This is a genomic window from Nocardia terrae (genome assembly GCF_009760405.1).
GTDB classification, from domain to species: Bacteria; Actinomycetota; Actinomycetes; order Mycobacteriales; family Mycobacteriaceae; genus Nocardia; species Nocardia terrae.
Genome location: NZ_WRPP01000002.1, coordinates 94,865 through 112,016, shown reverse-complemented (window position 1 = coordinate 112,016; position 17,152 = coordinate 94,865). Strand labels below are relative to the sequence as shown.

Sequence of the window (17,152 nt, the reverse complement as noted above, 5' to 3'; positions counted from 1 at the left end):
ACGGCAGGTGTCAGAAGAGAAGTCCGACGATCGTCGCGGACAGCAGGCTGACCAGGGTGGCGGCGTACAGCAGCCGGGTGCCGTACCTGGCCGCGAGCAGCCCCTGCTTCTCGCTCAGTCCGCGCAACGCGCCGGAGATGATCGCGATGCTGGCGAGGTTGGCGAAGGAAACGAGGTAGGTCGACACGATCGCCAGTGACCGCTGCGACAGGCCGTCCGGGTCACCGCGCAACTGCTGCATGGCGACGATCTCGTTGGACACGAGTTTGGTGCCCATGAACCGGCCCGCCGCCGCGCATTCGTCCCAGGGCACCCCCGTCAGCCAGGCCAGCGGCGCGAACAGGCGCCCGATCACGTCCTGAAAAGTGGTGCCGTGGAACAGCGCGGCGAACACGCCGTTCACCATGGCCAGCAGCGCGATGAAACCGATGAGCATCGCGGCCACCGTGATCGCGACCCGGAATCCGACCAGAATGTAGTCGGCGAGCATCTCGAAGAACGACTCGTGCTTGCGGCTGTCGGCGATATCGGCGTCGAGCAGTGCCCGATCCTCCTCCGGCGTCACCGAATACGGGTTGATGAGCGAGGTCACCACGAAGACGCCGACCAGGTTCAACACGATGCCCGCGATGACGTAGCGGGCGTCGATCAACTGCATGTAGGCGCCGAGGATGGATGCCGACACCGTCGACATCGCCGACGCCGCGAGCGTGTACATCCGTTGCGGCGGAATACGATCCAGGATGGCGCGCAGGGAGATGAAGACCTCGGACTGCCCGAGGATGACCGCGGCGACGGCATTGAACGACTCGACCCTGCCGTACCCGCTGACTTTCGACAGCACCGCGCCGACCGCCTTGATGACCAACGGCAGCACCCTGAGGTGCTGCAGGATGCCGATCAGCACGGAAACGAAGACGATGGGCATCATCACCGAGAAGAACAATGCGGGACTCTCGCCCACCTTCACCAGATCACCGAAGACGAAGGCCGTGCCCTGCGCGGCATAGCCGAGAATATGATCGAACCCGTCCCGAATACCCCGCACCAGCGCCGTGCCGGCGCTCGTCTTCAACAGCACTGTTCCGAGCAGGAATTGAAGGCCCAGCAAGACGACGATCCGTCCGGACTTTTGTAGCGCGGCACCGCGATCGGTGCTGGGCAGCCACGCCGACAAGAGGAAGACCGCCAACCCGGCAATGCCGACCGCATAGTGCACGAACGCCTCCGGAAAGTCTCGGATGGAGTGGGTGACAGGGAATTTGCGAGCGAACGCACATCAGATCCACGAACAACACGTGCCGAGAAGTTGCCGCACTGCGAACAGCGGTCGTCCGCGAGCATATCCGGATGAGGGACGCATCAGATTCACTCGGTTCACCTTCGCGTTTCTCATCGCCCGTATGCTGACCATGGGCTCAATGACGAATCGGCAACCGGAACGCCAGCGCGAAGGGATGCACCGTGAGTACAGCGAGCGATACCTCGGCGGACAACGAGACCGGTGACGGCGGCGAAACCGTCGCGCCCACCCCGTACCGGCTGACCCCGGCTCCCGGCCCGTTGTCGGCCGACGAGCTGGCCGGGCTCGACGCCTGGTGGCGGGCCGCGAACTACCTGGCGGTCGGGCAGATCTATCTGCTGAACAATCCCCTGGTGCAGGTGCCGCTGCGGGCCGAGCACATCAAGCCGCGCCTGCTCGGGCACTTCGGCACCGTTCCGGGGCTGAACCTGGTGTGGGTGCATGCGAACCGGGCCATCCGGCAGCGGGATCTGAACGCCGTCTTCGTCGCCGGGCCCGGGCACGGCGGCCCCGGCCCGAATGCCTGCGGCTGGCTCGAGGGCACCTATTCGGAGCTCTACAGCCACATTCCGCGCGACGCCGACGGCATGCGGGCGCTGTTCGCCCAGTTCTCCTATCCCGGCGGCGTGCCCAGCCATTGCGCGCCCGAGACCCCGGGCTCCTTCCACGAGGGCGGCGAACTGGGCTACTCCCTGCTGCACGCGTTCGGCGCGGCCCTGGACAATCCGGATCTGACGGTGTTCTGCGTGGTCGGTGACGGCGAGGCGGAGACCGGCCCGCTGGCGGGCAGCTGGCACGCCAACAAGTTCCTCAACCCGGGTCGCGACGGCGCGGTGGTGCCGATCCTGGCGCTCAACGAGTACAAGATCGCCAACCCGACGATCCTGGCGCGGATCCCGGAGGCCGAGCTGGAGTCGCTGTTCCGGGGATACGGCTACGAGCCCCTCATGGTCACCGGCGACGATCCCGGTGTCGTGCACCAGGCCATGGCCGTGGCCATGGACACCTGCCTGGATCGCATCGCCGCCATTCAGCGCAATGCTCGCGGCGGCGGCCCGGAGGAGCGCGCCGTCTGGCCGATGATCGTGCTGCGCACCCCCAAGGGCTGGACCTGCCCGCCGATCGTCGACGGCGACCCGGTGGAGGGCACCTTCCGCGCCCACCAGGTGCCGCTGCCCGCCGCCCGCACCGACGCCGCGCACCGCGCGGTGCTCGAACAGTGGCTGAAATCGTATCGGCCACACGAGCTTTTCGATGACGAAGGCCATCCGGTCCCCGAACTGCTGGCCCTGTCCCCCACCGGCGAGCGCCGCATGAGCGCCAACCCGATCACCAATGGCGGTGTGCTGCTGCGGGATCTGCGCCTGCCCGACTGGCGGCGGTTCGGTGTCGAGGTGTCCACGCCCGGCTGTGTGAAGCACGAGGCCACCCGGGTGCTGGGCGGCTGGCTGCGCGAGGTGACGCGGGCCAACCCCGACAACTTCCTCACCTTCGCGCCGGATGAGCTGGCCAGCAACCGATTACAGGACATTCTCGAGGTCACCGGCCGCGACTGGCAGGCCGAGATCGGCGAGTACGACGTGAAACTCGACCGCACCGGCCGGGTCATCGAGGTGCTGTCCGAACACATGTGCCAGGGCCTGCTGGAGGGCTATCTGCTCACCGGCCGCCACGGCGTCTTCACCTGCTACGAGGCGTTCATCCACATTGTCGACGCCATGTTCAACCAGCACGCCAAATGGCTCGACGCCGCCTCCGCGGTGGCCTGGCGGCGGCCCATCGCGAGCCTGAACTACCTGCTGTCCTCGCATGTCTGGCGGCAGGACCACAATGGCTTCACCCATCAGGACCCGGGATTCCTGGACGTGGTGCTCAACAAGAAGCCCGAGATCGTGCGGGTGTACCTGCCGCCGGACGCCAACACCCTGCTGTCCACCTACGACCACTGCCTGCGCTCCCGCCAGTACGTGAACGTGGTGGTGGCGGGCAAGCAGCCGCAGGAGAGCTGGCTGTCGGTGAGCGAGGCGGCCGTGCACTGCGCGCGGGGCATCGGCATCTGGGACTGGGCGGGCAACAATGACGGGGAGGGCTCGGCGCCGGACGTGGTACTGGCCTGCGCCGGCGACGTGCCCACGCTGGAAACCCTTGCGGCGGCGTCGATCCTGCGTGCCCGGCTCCCCGAACTGCGGGTGCGGGTGATCAACATCGTCGACCTCATGCGGCTGCTGCCCGAGGAGGAGCATCCGCACGGTCTGTCCGACCGCGAGTTCGACTCCCTGTTCACCACCGACCGCCCGATCATCCTCGCCTTCCACGGCTACCCGTGGCTCATCCACCGCCTCACCTACCGCCGCACCAACCACAGCGGCCTGCATGTGCGCGGCTATATCGAACGCGGCACCACCACAACACCTTTCGACATGGTCATGCTCAATCACCTCGACCGCTACCACCTGGTCATGGATGTCATCGACCGCGTCCCCGCCCTCCGCGAGAAGGCCGCCACCCTGCGCCAGGAAATGGTCGACGCCCGCTGGCAAGCCCGCGCCTGGACCCGCGAACAAGGCGAGGACATCCCCGTCGTCGCCGACTGGAAGTGGACCTAGCCGCTCCCCGCCGGGGCGGGTCGCGGCCGTCCCCTTACCGTGCGGGGCTGGGGTCCTCCTCGAGCACGGCCTCGCCGCGGGCGACCATGCCCGCCTGATCCGACAGCTTCAGGTGCGGAATGAACAGTGCCAGCAGGAAAGCCACCAGCGCGCCGGGGATCAGGTACCAGAAGCCGGGGACCAGGGCGTGGACGTAGGCGCCGACGATGGCGTCGTGCAGGCCGGTGGGCAGATGCTTGACCACGGTCGGGACCAGGCTGCCGGGGTCGAGGTGGGCGGCCATCGCCTCCTGCGGGTGCGCGCGGAAGGCGTCGGTCAGGCCGTCGGTGAGGCGGTGGGTGAAGATCGAACCGAAGATCGAGACGCCGATCGCGCCGCCCATCTCGCGGAAGTAGTTGTTGGCGCTGGTGGCGGTGCCGATCTGGTCGGGGCTCACCGCGTTCTGCACGACCAGCACGATGATCTGCATGATGAGTCCGAGGCCCGCGCCGACCGCGAACAGCATGCCGCCGATCACCCACATCGAGGTGTGGGCGTCCAGACGGGTCAGCCACAACATGCTCGCGACCATGACGAGCGCGCCCAGCGGCGGGTAGACCCGGTAGCGGCCGGTCTTGTTGATGGCGTTCATCGAGGTGATCAGGGTCGCCATCATGCCGATCATCATGGGGATCAACAGCAGTCCCGACACCGCGGCCGTCGCGCCGGTCGCCATCTGCAGATAGGTGGGCAGGAAGCCCAGCGCCGCGAACATGACCAGCCCGACCACCAGGCCGATCGCCGAGGTGAGCACGAAGGTGCGGTTGCGGAACAGCCACAGCGGCAGCATCGGCTCCTCGGCCCGGGCCTCGACGACGACGAACGCCGCGACCACCAGCACCAGCGCCACGATCATGGACACGATCACCGCCGAGCCCCACGCGTACTGCTTGCCGCCCCAGTCGGTGACGAGGATCAGCAGCGTCGTCGCCGACGACATCAGCAGCACGCCGAGGTAGTCCGGCTTGGCCTTGGGCCGGTGGCTGGGAATCGCCAGGGATTTGTAGGCGATCACCAGGGCCGCCAGCCCGAACGGCACGTTCAGCCAGAAGCACCAGCGCCAGCTCAGCGAGTCGGCGAAGAAACCGCCCAGCAGCGGGCCCGCCACCGAGGTGATGCCGAAGATCGCGCCCATGGGCGCCATGTACTTGCCGCGATCCTTCGCGGGCACCACATCGGCGATGATGGCCTGCGCCAGGATCATCAGGCCGCCGCCACCGACGCCCTGGAGCCCGCGGAAGGCCACGAACTCCCAGAACCCGGTCGACAGGGCCGCGCCGACCGACGCCGCGGTGAACACCGCGATGGCGAACAGGAAAAGCCAACGGCGGCCGAACAAATCGCCGAACTTGCCGTAGATCGGCATGACGATGGTGGTGGCCAGCAGGTAGGAGGTCGCGGTCCAGGCCATGTTCGAGATGCCGCCGAGGTCGCCCACGATGGTCGGCATGGCGGTGCCCACGATGGTTTGGTCGAGGCTGGCCAGGAACATGCCCGCGATGAGCGCGGAGAAGATCAGCCAGATTCTCTTCTGGGTGAGGACGATCGGGGTGGGCGACGGGTCAATCGTCGTCGCGGTCATCACTTCTCCTTGGGTCGGGTCGGTGGAACAGCCGAGCGGCCATGACGGATTGGTCGTGCAGCGCCGCGGCCAGCGACCGGTCCGGGTCGGTGGCCAGCGACATGGCGGCCCGGGTGGTCAGGGCCGACATGAGTCCCGCTGTGAGCGAGGCGAATTCGGGTGGGGTGGGCTCGCCGCCGCGGGCGTCGAGCAGTTCGGCGAGCGCCGCCTCGTGGCGCACACCGGCGGCGATGAAGCCGCCCAGGATCCGCGGCTCGCTCTTGATGAGCTGGGTGACGAGTGAAATGTTCTCGCGGGCTTCGTCTTCGGGCTCGTAGGCGGAGGCGTAGAGCACGGTGAGGTCGTCGATGAGCACTCCGGTCGGCCCGCCCGCGATGAACACCGCGCGCGAGGCGGGCGTGCCGATCTCCCCCACCGGGCCGATGACGGCGTCCAGCTTGGTCTCGTAGTAGTTGAAGAACGTCCGGGACGAAACCCCCGCCGCCTTCGCCACATCGTCGACGTTCATGGCATCGAGCCCGCGCTCGACGGCCAGCCGGCGCGCGGCCGTGCACAGCTCCAGCAGCGTCCGCAGCTTCTTCTGTTCCCGCCAGCCGATCGACGGCTCACCCTGCTCCGAGGCCATGCCGAAAATTTAGCAGATTCTGCAATTTTTCAGAAACTGCAATTCAGAGCCGGCGGCGTTGGTGCTGCGAATATCGGCCGGGAGTCTGGCCCTTCCAGTCGCGGAACGCGGTCGTGAACGCGGAGACGCTGGTGTAGCCGAGGCGGGCGGCCACCGTGTCGACGGTGAAGCCGGTGGCCAGCAGCTCCTCGGCCAGCAGACCCGTCGCCTCGGAGGACAGTTCGCGGAAGCTGGTGCCCTGCTCGGCGAGGCGGCGGCGCAGGGTGCGGACGCTCATGTGCAGATCGGCGGCGATGGCCGCCTGGTCGACGGCGCGACCGTGACGCCGGAGCAGGGCGCGGACCTGCCCGGCCAGGCCCGCGCGGCCACGGCGGCGGGCGACGAGTTCGGCACAGTGCCGCTCGTACTGCCTACAGAGGGTCGAATTCGCCTGCGGCATAGGTCGTCGCAGGTCGGCGGCATCGAGGTGCAGGGTACTGACCGGCCGGTCGAAGTCGATGGCGGCGATGCCGAGCAGCAGACCGACCGCCTCGTAGACCGGCGCGTAGGGCAGACTCAGTTCGAGTCCGTGCACCAGAACGTCCCAGCTCAGCAGTTCACGCTGGATGGTGCGCACGGCCGCGAGATCGTGTTCGATAGCGAAGCGCCGCAGGTGCGGCGGGACGGCGGCGGGGTCGAGGGTCACCGATACCCGCTCGCCCGCGTCGGCGAGGCCGAATCGGCAGTAGGCGAAGGACAATTCGGCGTAGCGAGCCCACAGCTCGACCATCTCGCGCACGGTGGCGCAGGCCCCCAGCGCGATACCCAGACTGCCCAGCATCGGCAGATGCAGCGAAAAACCCGCCAGCAGACCCATTCCCGGCTCGTCGCCGGTGGTGGTGAGGATATTCTCGATGATCCGGAACTCCTGGCCGATATCGATCTCGAGCTCCGGGTCCCGCAGCTCCGCCTCACCGAGCCCCGTTCCCGTGAGCGCCGCGGCTCTGGCCATCGAACGGCTAACAGCGAAGTCGACAAGCACTGCGGCACTGTGTACCGAACGGACACACCAGGAGTCGTCGAGCATGCCGGGAATGATCTCGCATCACCACTCGGCGCTGACCCAATTAGGCAAGTTATTAGCTAACAATTCCGGAATGCTGGCGTGTCGATCCGTGCGTCGCGCACGAGAACCGCGCACCTGGCCGAATTCCGCACAACCATGGCCGCGCACAACGCCGGAAACCGAGCACCGCGCACCATACCCTGATCCTCGTTGGCCGTCCCGCCCTTGGCGGCCACCCCGGTCCCAACCTGCAATCGGGACCGGACGCTGTACCCAGCAGTCCCCGTCGGCGGGCGCGGTACCCAACAGCCAATCCTGCCCCGCCCGTCGACGGATCCCCCTCCCCTCCACCGCATTTCCGCAGGATCATGCTGATCTCGGCCGTTCGCGGAGGTGGCCGCGCTCGTCAGGTCGAGGCGGCGGCCCCGGGCCACTGGGTGGCTCCGAGTTCACGGGAGATGGTGCGGGCGGTGGTGCGGACCATGTCGACCACCGCGTCCGAGGCGGGCCAGTCCAGGGTGGGGAGGACGACGGCTACCGCGCCGGCGATGCCGGTGCGGTCGAAGATGGCGCCTGCGACACCGGATTCGCCCAGGACCGCTTCGTCGCATTCGTAGGCGATGCCCGAGTCCCTCGTGGCCGCGAGTTGCTCGTCGAGTGCGTCGCGCGAGGTCAGTGTCGCTCCGGTCATGCTGCGCAGTTCGAGGGTCTCCGGCAGGCCGCCGAAGGCGAGCATGGCTTTTCCCAGAGCGCTTGCGTGGGCGGGGATTTCGGCGCCGATCTCGGGCATCTGGCGACTACCGTCGGGGCGCGGCTCGTGATGGATGACCACGACCTCGCCGCCCAGGAGGACGCCGACGCGCACGGCGAGGCCGGACTGGCGGGCGAGTTCGTGCGCCCAGGCCAGTGAGCGGGCGCGGAGGTCCAGCGAGTCGAGGTAGACGTTGCCGAATCGCAGGACGGCCGGGCCGAGGCGGTATCGGCCGCCGTCGCGCTCCTGCACCACCACGCCATGGGCGGCCAGGGTGCGCACGATGCCGTGCACGGTGGTCGGCGCGAGTTCGAGTTCGGCGGCCAGCTCCGACAGGGTCATGCGACGAGCTCCCTGCAGCGCGAACAGGATACGGACCGCCCGATCGACGGACTGGATCACGCCGACACCTCCCTCGATACCCGAAGCCGGGTCTTGTGACCCACGCAACTTCGTCGTACTCTACGCATCACATTCGACATTATCGAATGAGCTTCGAAATTGTCTCGGGAGTTCCCCATGAACGGACTGCGCACGCCGCAAAAACTGGCGGCTGAGGTGCTCGGCACTGCGTTCCTCGTCTTCATCGGTGTCGGGTCGGTGCCCGCCACGCTCATCGTCAACGGCAGCGCGCCGTTCACCATGGCCGATCTGGGCATGATCTCGCTGGCGTTCGCCACGGTCGTCGTCGCGACCGTGTACGCCTTCGGGCATGTGTCAGGGAACCACATCAATCCCGCTGTCACGCTGGCACTCGCGGTCACCCGGCAGTTCCCGTGGCGTTCGGTTCCCGCCTATCTGGCCGCCCAGCTCCTGGGCGCGGTGATCGGCGCGTTCGCGATCGTCGGTGTGCTGGGCCGCCGGGCCTCGCAGGTCGGGCTGGGCGTCGCCGCGTACGGCCACGGCGTGGGATCGGGCCAGGCGTTCATCGCCGAATTCGTCGGCACGTTCATCCTGGTGCTGACCGTGCTGCTGGCCGTACATCGGGCCGCCCCAGCGGGATTCGCGGGGGTGGCCATCGGCCTGGTGGTGTTCGCCGCCATCATCCCGGTCGCCCCGGCCACCGGAGCGTCGATCAATCCGGCACGGACCCTGGGCCCGATGATCGTGCAGCAGTTCTACGGCGAGCAGGTGTCCTGGGGGCAGGCCCCGGTCTATCTCGCGGCCGAGTTCCTCGCGGGCGTGGCCGCCGCGGTGGTGGCCAGGCTGCTGATTCCGTCCGAAACCGAAGCCGCCGACCGTGATCCGGTCGAAGCGGCCGCGTGAGCAAGGAAGTCCCATGAAGAAACTGATCAACGATCCGGCCGACATCGTCACCGATGCGCTCGCCGGAATGGCCGCCGCCCATCCCGAACTGCGGGTGGACCTGCCGAACCGGGTCATCCTGCGCCAGGACGCGCCCACTCCGGGCAAGGTCGGGCTGGTCTCGGGCGGCGGCTCCGGGCACGAGCCGCTGCACGGCGGGTTCGTCGGGCTCGGCATGCTCGACGCCGCCTGTGCCGGTGAGGTTTTCACCTCGCCGGTGCCGGACCAGATCCTGGCCGCCACGACGGCCGTCGACTCCGGCGCCGGGGTGATCCACATTGTGAAGAACTACACCGGCGATGTCATGAACTTCGAGATGGCCGCCGAGCTGGCGGCCGCCGAGACCGGGACCGAGGTGGTCGCGGTGATCGTCGACGACGACGTCGCGGTCCAGGACAGCCTCTACACCGCCGGCCGGAGGGGAGTCGGCGGCACCTTGATCCTGGAGAAGCTCGCGGGAGCGGCCGCCGAACAGGGCCGCCCGCTCACCACGGTCGCCGATATCGCCCGCACGGCCAATGCGAACTCGCGCAGCATGGGCATGGCGCTGACCTCGTGCACCGTCCCGGCGGTCGGCAAGCCGACCTTCGAGCTGGGCGAGGGCGAGGTGGAGATCGGGATCGGCATCCACGGTGAACCGGGCCGATCCCGGGTTCCGCTGGCTCCGGCCCGCGAGATCGCCGCGATGCTGGTGGAGCCGATCCTCGTCGATCTCCCGTTCACCAAGGGCGACAAGGTGATCTGCTTCGTCAACGGGATGGGCGGCACACCGCTGCTGGAGCTGTACGTGATGTACAACGAGGTCGCGCGGATCCTGCGCGGCCAGGGCGTGGAGGTCGCGCGCAGTCTCGTCGGCCCGTACGTCACCTCGCTGGACATGGCGGGCTGCTCGGTGACCCTGACCAAGGTGGACGACGAATTGCTGCGGCTGTGGGACGCGCCGGTGCGCACGCCCGCGCTGCGGTGGGGAGTGTGACGATGTTCGATTCCCAGTTGTGGCTCAACGGATTCGCCACGCTCATCGAGGCCAATGCCGACGAACTCACCGAGCTCGACGCCGCCATCGGCGACGCCGACCACGGCAGCAATATGCGGCGCGGTACCGCCGCGGTGCTGACCGCGCTCACCGAAACCCCGCCCGCCACCGTCGCGGAGACCACGAAGCAGGCGGCGATGGTGCTGATCCGCAGCGTCGGCGGCGCGAGCGGGCCGCTGTACGGCACGTTCTTCCTGCGCTTTTCGGCCGCGGTCGAGAAGGACGACCTCGACACGGCCGGTTTCGCCACGGCTTTCCGCGCGGGCCTGGACGGGGTCGTCGCGCGCGGCAAGGCCGAGGCCGGAGACAAGACGATGTACGACGCGCTGGCGCCGGCCGCCGCGGCGCTCGACGAATGCGCTACCGCGGGAACCGCATTGGGCCGGGCGCTCGACCGCGCCGTCGCCGCCGCGCAGGCCGGGAGCGACGCCACGGTCGACATGCTCGCCCGCAAGGGTCGCGCGTCCTATCTGGGTCCACGCAGTATCGGCCATCGCGATCCCGGCGCCACCAGTGCCGTGCTGTTGGTGCGGGCGGCCCGGGAGGCGGTGCGATGATCGGCATCGTCGTGATCTCCCACAGTCGTCCGCTCGCGCGGGCCGCCGTCGCGCTGGCCTCGGAGATGCTGCACGACACCGCTGTTCCGATCGAGATCGCGGCCGGGCTCGACGAGCAGACCTTCGGCACCGACGCCAGTGCCGTCGCGGCGGCGATCGCGGCGGCCGATCGCGGTGCGGGCGTGCTGATGTTGATGGACCTCGGCAGTGCGGTGCTGTCGGCGGAACTGGCGCTGGATCTGCTCGAGGGTGAGCATCGCACGCGGTTGTGCTCGGCGCCGCTGCTCGAGGGTTTGATCGCCGCGACGGTCGCCGCGGCCGGAGGCGCCGATCTGGACACCGCCGCCGCGGAGGCGGAGAACTCGCTGGCCGGAAAGCGGACCCAGCTGGGTGAACCCGCCATCGCCGCCGTGGAAAGCCCATCGGTACCCGATGATCCACACACCGGCAGCCCGGATGCCGTGGCCACTTTCGTGATTCACAACGAGCATGGCCTGCATGCTCGGCCCGCGGCGCGGCTCGTCGCCGAACTGCGCGGCCACGATGCCCGGGTGTGGTTGCGGAATCTGACCACCGGCAGAGGTCCCGCCTCGGGGAGCAGTCTGAGCCGGGTCGCCGCATTGGGCGCGCTGCGCGGCCACGAAATCGAGGTCACCGCAACCGGTTCCGCCGCTGGAGAGGTAGTGGAGCGGATTCGGGCGCTCGCCGGACGCCACTTCGACGAAACCGCAACGACGCCGAGTGCCGCCCCGGCCGCACCCGCCGGGGAGCAAAACGGCGGTCCGCGAGCGGCCTCCCCCGGCATCGCGCTCGGCCCGATACACCGGAGCGGCCCTGTCGAATTCACGCTGCCGGACGCCCCCGGCGGCACACCGGACGAGGAGTCGATCCGCCTCGACGGCGCACTGGGCACGGCGCGCACCGCGATCGAACGGGCGCGGGCCGGCGCGGGCGCCGAGGCCGGGATATTCGACGCACACCTGCTGCTGCTCGAGGACGAGGAGCTGTTGGCCGATGTGCGCCGGCACATCACCGACGGCTTACCGGCCGCGACCGCGTGGGCGCGGGTCATGGATTGCGCGGCAGCCGAACTCGACGGTCTCGCCGACGAGTATCAGCGAGCCCGCGCGGCCGATCTGCGCGCCGTGCGGGACCAGGTGCTCGCGGGCCTGCTCGGCGTCGGCGTCGACCTCGCGGGCGTCACCGGCATCCTGGTCGCGTCCGACCTGACTCCCGCCCAGGCCGCCGCCCTGGATCCGGCGGTCGTGCTCGGAGTCGTTCTCGCACAGGGCAGTTCGACGTCGCACGCCATGATCCTGACCCGGTCGCGGGGTATCCCGGCCGTGGTGAGCGCCGGACCGGGAATTCTCGCGGTGCCCGAGGGCACGATCGTCGCCCTCGACGGTGCGACGGGTCGCCTGGTGGTGGACCCGGACCCCGACACCCGAGCCGAATTCGACCACTCGGCTCGGCAGCAGTCCCGGCGGCGGGCAGCCGCACTGTCCGCCGCCGCGCAACCGGCCCGCACCCTCGACGGCAAACTCGTCCACCTCGCCGCCAATATCGGCGACCTGGACGATGCCGCGATCGCGGTACGCCACGGCGCGGACATGGCCGGGCTGGTACGCACCGAATTCCTTTTCCTGGGCCGCGATCACGCGCCCACCATCGACGAACAGGAGCACACCTATCGGGCCATCGCCGAAGCGTTCGACGGCCGCCGCGTCGTGCTGCGCACCCTCGATGTGGGCGGCGACAAGCCCCTCCCCTACGTCACGCAACCACCGGAGGCCAATCCGTTCCTGGGAGTTCGCGGTATCCGCCTCGCCCTCGCCCGCCCCCAACTCCTGCGCGACCAACTGACCGCCATCTGCCGTGTCGCCGCCGACCATCCGGTCAGCGTGATGTTCCCGATGATCACCCGCCTCGACGAACTCTCGGCCGCCCGCCGCATACTCGACGAGGTCGCAACACCCGGCGCCACACCGGAAGTCGGCATCATGGTCGAGGTCCCCGCCGCCGCCGCCAAAACCGCCGCCTTCGCCCCCCACGTCGACTTCTTCAGCATCGGCACCAACGACCTCGTCCAGTACGCCCTGGCCGCCGAACGCGGCAACGACGCGGTCGCCCCCCTCGCCGACGCCCTGGACCCCGGCGTCCTACACCTCATCGACATGGTCTGCCGCAACGCCGGCGACGCCCGAGTCGCCGTATGCGGCGAAGCCGCCGCCGACCCCACCGCAATCCCACTCCTCCTCGGCCTCGGCGTCGACGAACTCAGCGTCGCACCCCCGGCCATCCCCTTGGTGAAAGCCGCAGTCCGCGAATACGACTCATCCGCCTCCGCCTGCACCGCAGCGCAAGCCCTGCACTGCGCATCGGCCGAAGAGGTTCGCGCACTGACCCAGCACCACGCCGCGATGGCGGACGTGCGGTGAGCGTCTCCTTTGTCACGACGGTGCGACGAAGGTCGCCATGTATGTGGCGGTGAGCTGTTCGGTGAGTCGTTTGTTCGACCAGCGTCGTTGGTGAGCGAGGCGGTCGAGGAGGTCGAGCGACATGAGCGCCCAGAGCAGGTCGGTCGCGGTGTCGACGGAAAGGTGCGGGGCGAGCATCCCGTCTCGCGCCAGCCGTTCGACGACGCGGCGGCTGCCCTTCAGCCAATTCCCCTGGGTGGTCCGCCACAACGCCGCCGCATCCGGGTCGGTGTGCTGGGCCTGCTCGAAAGCGCGCAGCACCGCCAGGATTCGCAGGTGTGATCGCACCAGGTGGGCGACCCATTCCCGCAGACCCGACACGGCGTCCGGGGTATCCCACACGGCCTGAAGCGATTCCGCGAGGTCCTCGGTCTCGCCGAGGCTGCGGTAGAGGGCCGTGACGAGGTCGGTGCGGGTTGCGAAATGCAGGTAGACGGCTCGGCGGGTGACGCCCGCGCGCTCGGCGACGGCCGCCATGGTCAATGCGGACATGCCGTCGTTCTCGATGATCTCGCGGGTCGCCGCCAGCAGGGCGCCGACCGTGCGGCGGCCCCTGGCGTTCTGCGGGTCGGTCACGTCCGTCTCCGAATGTTCGTGCGATGTGGTGTGAACACATGCAGGATGTGCACACTGTGTGTAGTTTAATTTCTACACATAGTGTGTAGTTCATGGAGGTGGGGGTTGAGCGGGGGAATCAGTCGCCGAGCATTTATCGGCGCGGCAGGCGTGGGCGTCGTCGGCGCAACCGCTTGGGCGGTAGGCGATCTCGTCACGACACGTGCCTCGACAGCGGTCAGCGATAATCTGCGCGCGATCATGCGGGGGCAGGTGGCGCTGCCTGGAGACCCGGGGTTCGAGACGGCGAGCCGGGCGTGGAGTACCGCGGTCACGCAGCAGGTGCGGGCGGTGGTGGAGCTCGCCGACGCCGACGATGCCGCCGCGCTGGTGCGATACGCCCGCCGCGAGGGACTGACACTGTCGGTCCAGCCCTCCGGTCACGGCGCAAGTGACGATCTCGAAGGCGTAATCCTGGTCCGCACAAGCAAACTCGACGCGGTTCGGCTCGACCCCGTCGCGCGCACCGCGCGGGTCGGCGCGGGCGTGCAGTGGGGTCGAGTACTCGCTGAGGCTGGACCGCATGGATTGACCGGCCTGGCAGGCAGTTCGGCAGTGGTCAACGTGACCGGATTCTGTCTCGGCGGCGGACTGAGCTGGTTCGGGCGAAAACACGGGTGGGCCGCCGACAGCGTCACCGCCTTCGACATCGTCGACGCCGACGGCCAACCCGGCCGGATCACCGCCGCCTCCGACCCGGACCTGTTCTGGGCGCTACGCGGCGGCGGCGGCGACTTCGCGCTCGTCACGGCGGTCGAGATCGATCTACACCCGGCCCCAGCGGTTTTCGGCGGGCAGATGATATGGCCGGGAACCGCCGCACCCGCGGTGATGACAGCCTTCCGTGATGTCACCGCGGACGCACCCGACGAATTGACGGTGTGGCTCCAACAGTTCCAGCCCCCGGGATCACCCGATGCGCTCACCAGCGTTCTCATCGCCTATCTGGGCGAGGAAGCGCGCGGGCGGGCTTTGCTGTCCCGGTTCGACTCCATCCCGGGCAGGCTCCAAGACACCCGCCGCATGAGGGCGATCGCCGACCTCGGCGAAATCGCCACCGAGCCAACCGATCCCAGCCCGGAAATCTTCGCTTCGGAGCTGCTGACCGGCATCGACGACCACGCCGCCGAAGCACTGCTGCAACCGATTACGCCGCTGCTCGCGATGGAGATCCGCCACCTCGGCGGCGCGTTCACCCGCCCGTCCGACAGCGCGGCCGGCCAGCTGACCGCGCCCTACTGCCTCGTCGAAGTCGGGCTGGTCACCACACCGGAATCCAGAGCAGCGATCGAGACCCGGCGACAGCAGTATCGCGACGCCCTACGCCCGGTCCTGGCCGACCGCTCGCCGTTCACGTTCCTCACCCCGGGCGACACCGCGGCCCGCGCTTTCACCCCCGCCGCGTTGACCCGCCTGCGCGCGATCAAACGCAATCGCGACCCTCACACGGTCATCCGCGCCAACTACCCCGTTCTGGCCTGAGTGCCCGTGCCAGGGCTATCCGCCGGTCTGCTGCGCGAAGACGCGGGAGGTTGGGCCTGTCATCGGTGGACGTTCGGCCCTGTCGGGGGGCCATCGGCTGTCGCACCGTGGAGACGGGAAGACACCGTCACACCAGGCGAAAGGAACGGCGATGGGGTATCCGGTAGTGCATTGGGAGATCGGCGGACCCGATGCGGCAGCGTTGCGGGAGTTCTACGGTAAGGCGTTCGACTGGAAGATGATCGATGCCGGACCGGATTACAGCCTGGTGGACGGGGTGGATGAGGGATTGCCGGGCGGGATCATGCAGACCCGGCAGAACATGCCGTCCTATGTGACCGTGTATATCCGGGTGCCGGATCTGGATGCGAAACTGTCCGAGATCCAGCAGCTCGGCGGGACGGTCGTGGTGCCGCCCACACAGATCAGCGACACCATGTCCTTCGCTCTCTTCTCCGATCCCGGCGGCGCGGTCGTGGGTCTGCTCCAGGGGCTCGACTCCGGCCGGTAGGTGAATTGCCATGAGACACAAGCGTGTCGCCGATGTCATGACTCGTGACGTGGTCACGGTGCACACCGACACACCGTTCCGGCAAGTGGTGCGTGCGCTCGCCGAGCACGGCGTCAGCGGGCTGCCGGTGCTGGACGCGGACGATCACGTCGTCGGCATCGTCACCGAAGCCGACGTGCTCGGGCGGCAGGCCCGCGCGGGTGGCGCGGCCGATCCGCCGGTGTGGCATCTGGTGCGCCGCAAGCGGATCGCCCGCCGCGATCAGGCCCGCACCGCCGCCGACCTGATGAGCACACCCATCGTGGCGGTCGCCGCCGACGACCGTCTCACCTCCGCGGCCGCGACGCTGGCCCGCAACGGCGTCAAACGCGCCCCCGTCCTGGACGCCGATGGCGCGCTGCACGGCATCGTCAGCCGCAAGGACCTGTTGTCGGTGTACCTGCGCGCCGACGCGGACCTGGCCGCCGAGATCCGCGAAGAGGTCCTCACCCGTGCCATGTGCGTGCCACCGCCGGACGTCACCCTCGAGGTCCGCGGCGGGATCGTCACGCTGCGCGGAAAGGTGGAGCGGCAGAGCATGATCGAGATCATCACCGTTCTCACCCAGGCCGTCGACGGCGTGGTCGAGGTGCGCAACGAAATCCGCTCCGACTACGACGACACCGATATCCCGCCACCACCGCCGGAGAACGTCGGAATCCTGCACCGATTCATCGAGCGCGGGTGATCCCGGCGACGGAGGTTTTCGCCCGCACCGAACAAGGCACCGTGGACGTGGCGATGACATGTGCCGGTTCGGTGACCCGGCCGCGCCCCTCGGCCTCGACCATTGCCGTGCCGTAGCCGAGCCGCCAGGCATGACAGCCTTCCAGCATCGCCTGCACTCGCCCCGCCGCGAGATGGACAGGCGACGCACGCAACTCGACCCGAATCGTATGTCTCGCACCGTCGGCCACCGGCGGGTCGTCCCAGTTCGTGGGGATCACGAGTTCACCGTTCGCCGCCAGCAACCCCACCATCGGCATCGGCGCGCCGCCGTCGACGGAGATATCCGCCACGCATGCCACGGCGGAGTCCGTGTCGTCCCACCAATCGTCCGCGCACACGTCGATCGCATCCATCTCGCACCCCGAAGTCGTTCCGAGCCAGGCAATTACATTGGTGCGGCTAATGATTCGCATCACTCGCGCCCCCCGACAGGGTCGTTCGGCAGTCGAT

At 68.7% G+C, this 17,152-nt stretch carries 15 protein-coding genes; 8 read left to right on the top strand and 7 right to left on the bottom strand.

All coding sequences use genetic code 11. The annotated features are described in order from the left end of the window. Nucleotides 1-10: 10 nt before the first annotated feature. On the bottom strand, nucleotides 11-1,219 hold the full coding sequence (locus GPX89_RS10260) for a NupC/NupG family nucleoside CNT transporter (RefSeq protein ID WP_328601678.1): 1,209 nt from the start codon (nucleotides 1,217-1,219) through the stop codon (nucleotides 11-13). Between the two features lie 245 nt (nucleotides 1,220-1,464). Between GPX89_RS10260 and GPX89_RS10255 the strand changes: the two genes are divergently transcribed. Then, complete coding sequence (locus tag GPX89_RS10255) at nucleotides 1,465-3,909, top strand: phosphoketolase family protein (protein ID WP_328601677.1); 2,445 nt, start codon at nucleotides 1,465-1,467, stop codon at nucleotides 3,907-3,909. Nucleotides 3,910-3,943: 34 nt separating this feature from the next. Here the strand turns inward: GPX89_RS10255 and GPX89_RS10250 are convergent, their stop codons facing one another. From GPX89_RS10250 to GPX89_RS10235, 4 genes are all read right to left on the bottom strand, one after another. Next, nucleotides 3,944-5,530 (bottom strand): MDR family MFS transporter, encoded by a 1,587-nt coding sequence (locus GPX89_RS10250; RefSeq protein ID WP_157387296.1) that lies wholly within the window; start codon nucleotides 5,528-5,530, stop codon nucleotides 3,944-3,946. Then, the gene (locus tag GPX89_RS10245) at nucleotides 5,511-6,155 is read right to left on the bottom strand and encodes a TetR/AcrR family transcriptional regulator (protein ID WP_157387295.1); all 645 of its coding nucleotides are present in this window, start codon (nucleotides 6,153-6,155) and stop codon (nucleotides 5,511-5,513) included. Before GPX89_RS10245 ends, GPX89_RS10250 begins: the two co-directional genes overlap by 20 nt. A 43-nt stretch (nucleotides 6,156-6,198) precedes the next feature. Beyond that, nucleotides 6,199-7,146, bottom strand: coding sequence for an AraC family transcriptional regulator (locus tag GPX89_RS10240; protein WP_198347358.1), 948 nt, complete (start codon nucleotides 7,144-7,146; stop codon nucleotides 6,199-6,201). Between the two features lie 460 nt (nucleotides 7,147-7,606). Then, nucleotides 7,607-8,353 (bottom strand): IclR family transcriptional regulator, encoded by a 747-nt coding sequence (locus GPX89_RS10235; RefSeq protein ID WP_328601676.1) that lies wholly within the window; start codon nucleotides 8,351-8,353, stop codon nucleotides 7,607-7,609. Between the two features lie 117 nt (nucleotides 8,354-8,470). Between GPX89_RS10235 and GPX89_RS10230 the strand changes: the two genes are divergently transcribed. Genes GPX89_RS10230 through ptsP form a run of 4 tightly spaced genes read left to right on the top strand, consistent with a single transcriptional unit; the run spans nucleotide 8,471 to nucleotide 13,287 of the window. Next, nucleotides 8,471-9,217: an MIP/aquaporin family protein gene (locus GPX89_RS10230; protein ID WP_157387293.1), complete on the top strand. Its 747-nt coding sequence runs from the start codon at nucleotides 8,471-8,473 to the stop codon at nucleotides 9,215-9,217. 13 nt (nucleotides 9,218-9,230) lie between these two features. After that, nucleotides 9,231-10,232 (top strand): dihydroxyacetone kinase subunit DhaK, encoded by a 1,002-nt coding sequence (gene dhaK / locus GPX89_RS10225; protein WP_157387292.1) that lies wholly within the window; start codon nucleotides 9,231-9,233, stop codon nucleotides 10,230-10,232. Between the two features lie 2 nt (nucleotides 10,233-10,234). Further along, the gene (gene dhaL / locus GPX89_RS10220) at nucleotides 10,235-10,849 is read left to right on the top strand and encodes a dihydroxyacetone kinase subunit DhaL (protein WP_157387291.1); all 615 of its coding nucleotides are present in this window, start codon (nucleotides 10,235-10,237) and stop codon (nucleotides 10,847-10,849) included. Next, nucleotides 10,846-13,287, top strand: a complete 2,442-nt coding sequence (ptsP, locus tag GPX89_RS10215; RefSeq protein ID WP_157387290.1) for a phosphoenolpyruvate--protein phosphotransferase — start codon at nucleotides 10,846-10,848, stop codon at nucleotides 13,285-13,287. Before dhaL ends, ptsP begins: the two co-directional genes overlap by 4 nt. 12 nt (nucleotides 13,288-13,299) lie before the next feature. Here the strand turns inward: ptsP and GPX89_RS10210 are convergent, their stop codons facing one another. Next, a complete protein-coding gene (locus tag GPX89_RS10210; protein WP_157387289.1) occupies nucleotides 13,300-13,902 on the bottom strand; it encodes a TetR/AcrR family transcriptional regulator in 603 nt (200 codons plus the stop codon). 105 nt (nucleotides 13,903-14,007) lie between these two features. Between GPX89_RS10210 and GPX89_RS10205 the strand changes: the two genes are divergently transcribed. The 3 genes from GPX89_RS10205 (at nucleotide 14,008) to GPX89_RS10195 (ending at nucleotide 16,661) form a co-directional block, all read left to right on the top strand. Further along, nucleotides 14,008-15,423 carry an FAD-binding oxidoreductase gene (locus GPX89_RS10205; RefSeq protein ID WP_235947037.1) on the top strand — a complete coding sequence of 472 codons (1,416 nt, stop codon included), beginning with the start codon at nucleotides 14,008-14,010 and terminating at the stop codon, nucleotides 15,421-15,423. A gap of 151 nt (nucleotides 15,424-15,574) precedes the next feature. Continuing rightward, nucleotides 15,575-15,934 (top strand): VOC family protein, encoded by a 360-nt coding sequence (locus tag GPX89_RS10200; RefSeq protein ID WP_157387288.1) that lies wholly within the window; start codon nucleotides 15,575-15,577, stop codon nucleotides 15,932-15,934. A 10-nt stretch (nucleotides 15,935-15,944) separates the two neighbouring features. Beyond that, nucleotides 15,945-16,661 carry a CBS domain-containing protein gene (locus GPX89_RS10195; RefSeq protein WP_157387287.1) on the top strand — a complete coding sequence of 239 codons (717 nt, stop codon included), beginning with the start codon at nucleotides 15,945-15,947 and terminating at the stop codon, nucleotides 16,659-16,661. Here GPX89_RS10195 and GPX89_RS10190 read toward each other — a convergent pair. After that, the gene (locus GPX89_RS10190) at nucleotides 16,645-17,055 is read right to left on the bottom strand and encodes a hypothetical protein (protein WP_157387286.1); all 411 of its coding nucleotides are present in this window, start codon (nucleotides 17,053-17,055) and stop codon (nucleotides 16,645-16,647) included. The two genes, GPX89_RS10195 and GPX89_RS10190, sit on opposite strands and share 17 nt — an antisense overlap. Between the last annotated feature and the right edge of the window lie 97 nt (nucleotides 17,056-17,152).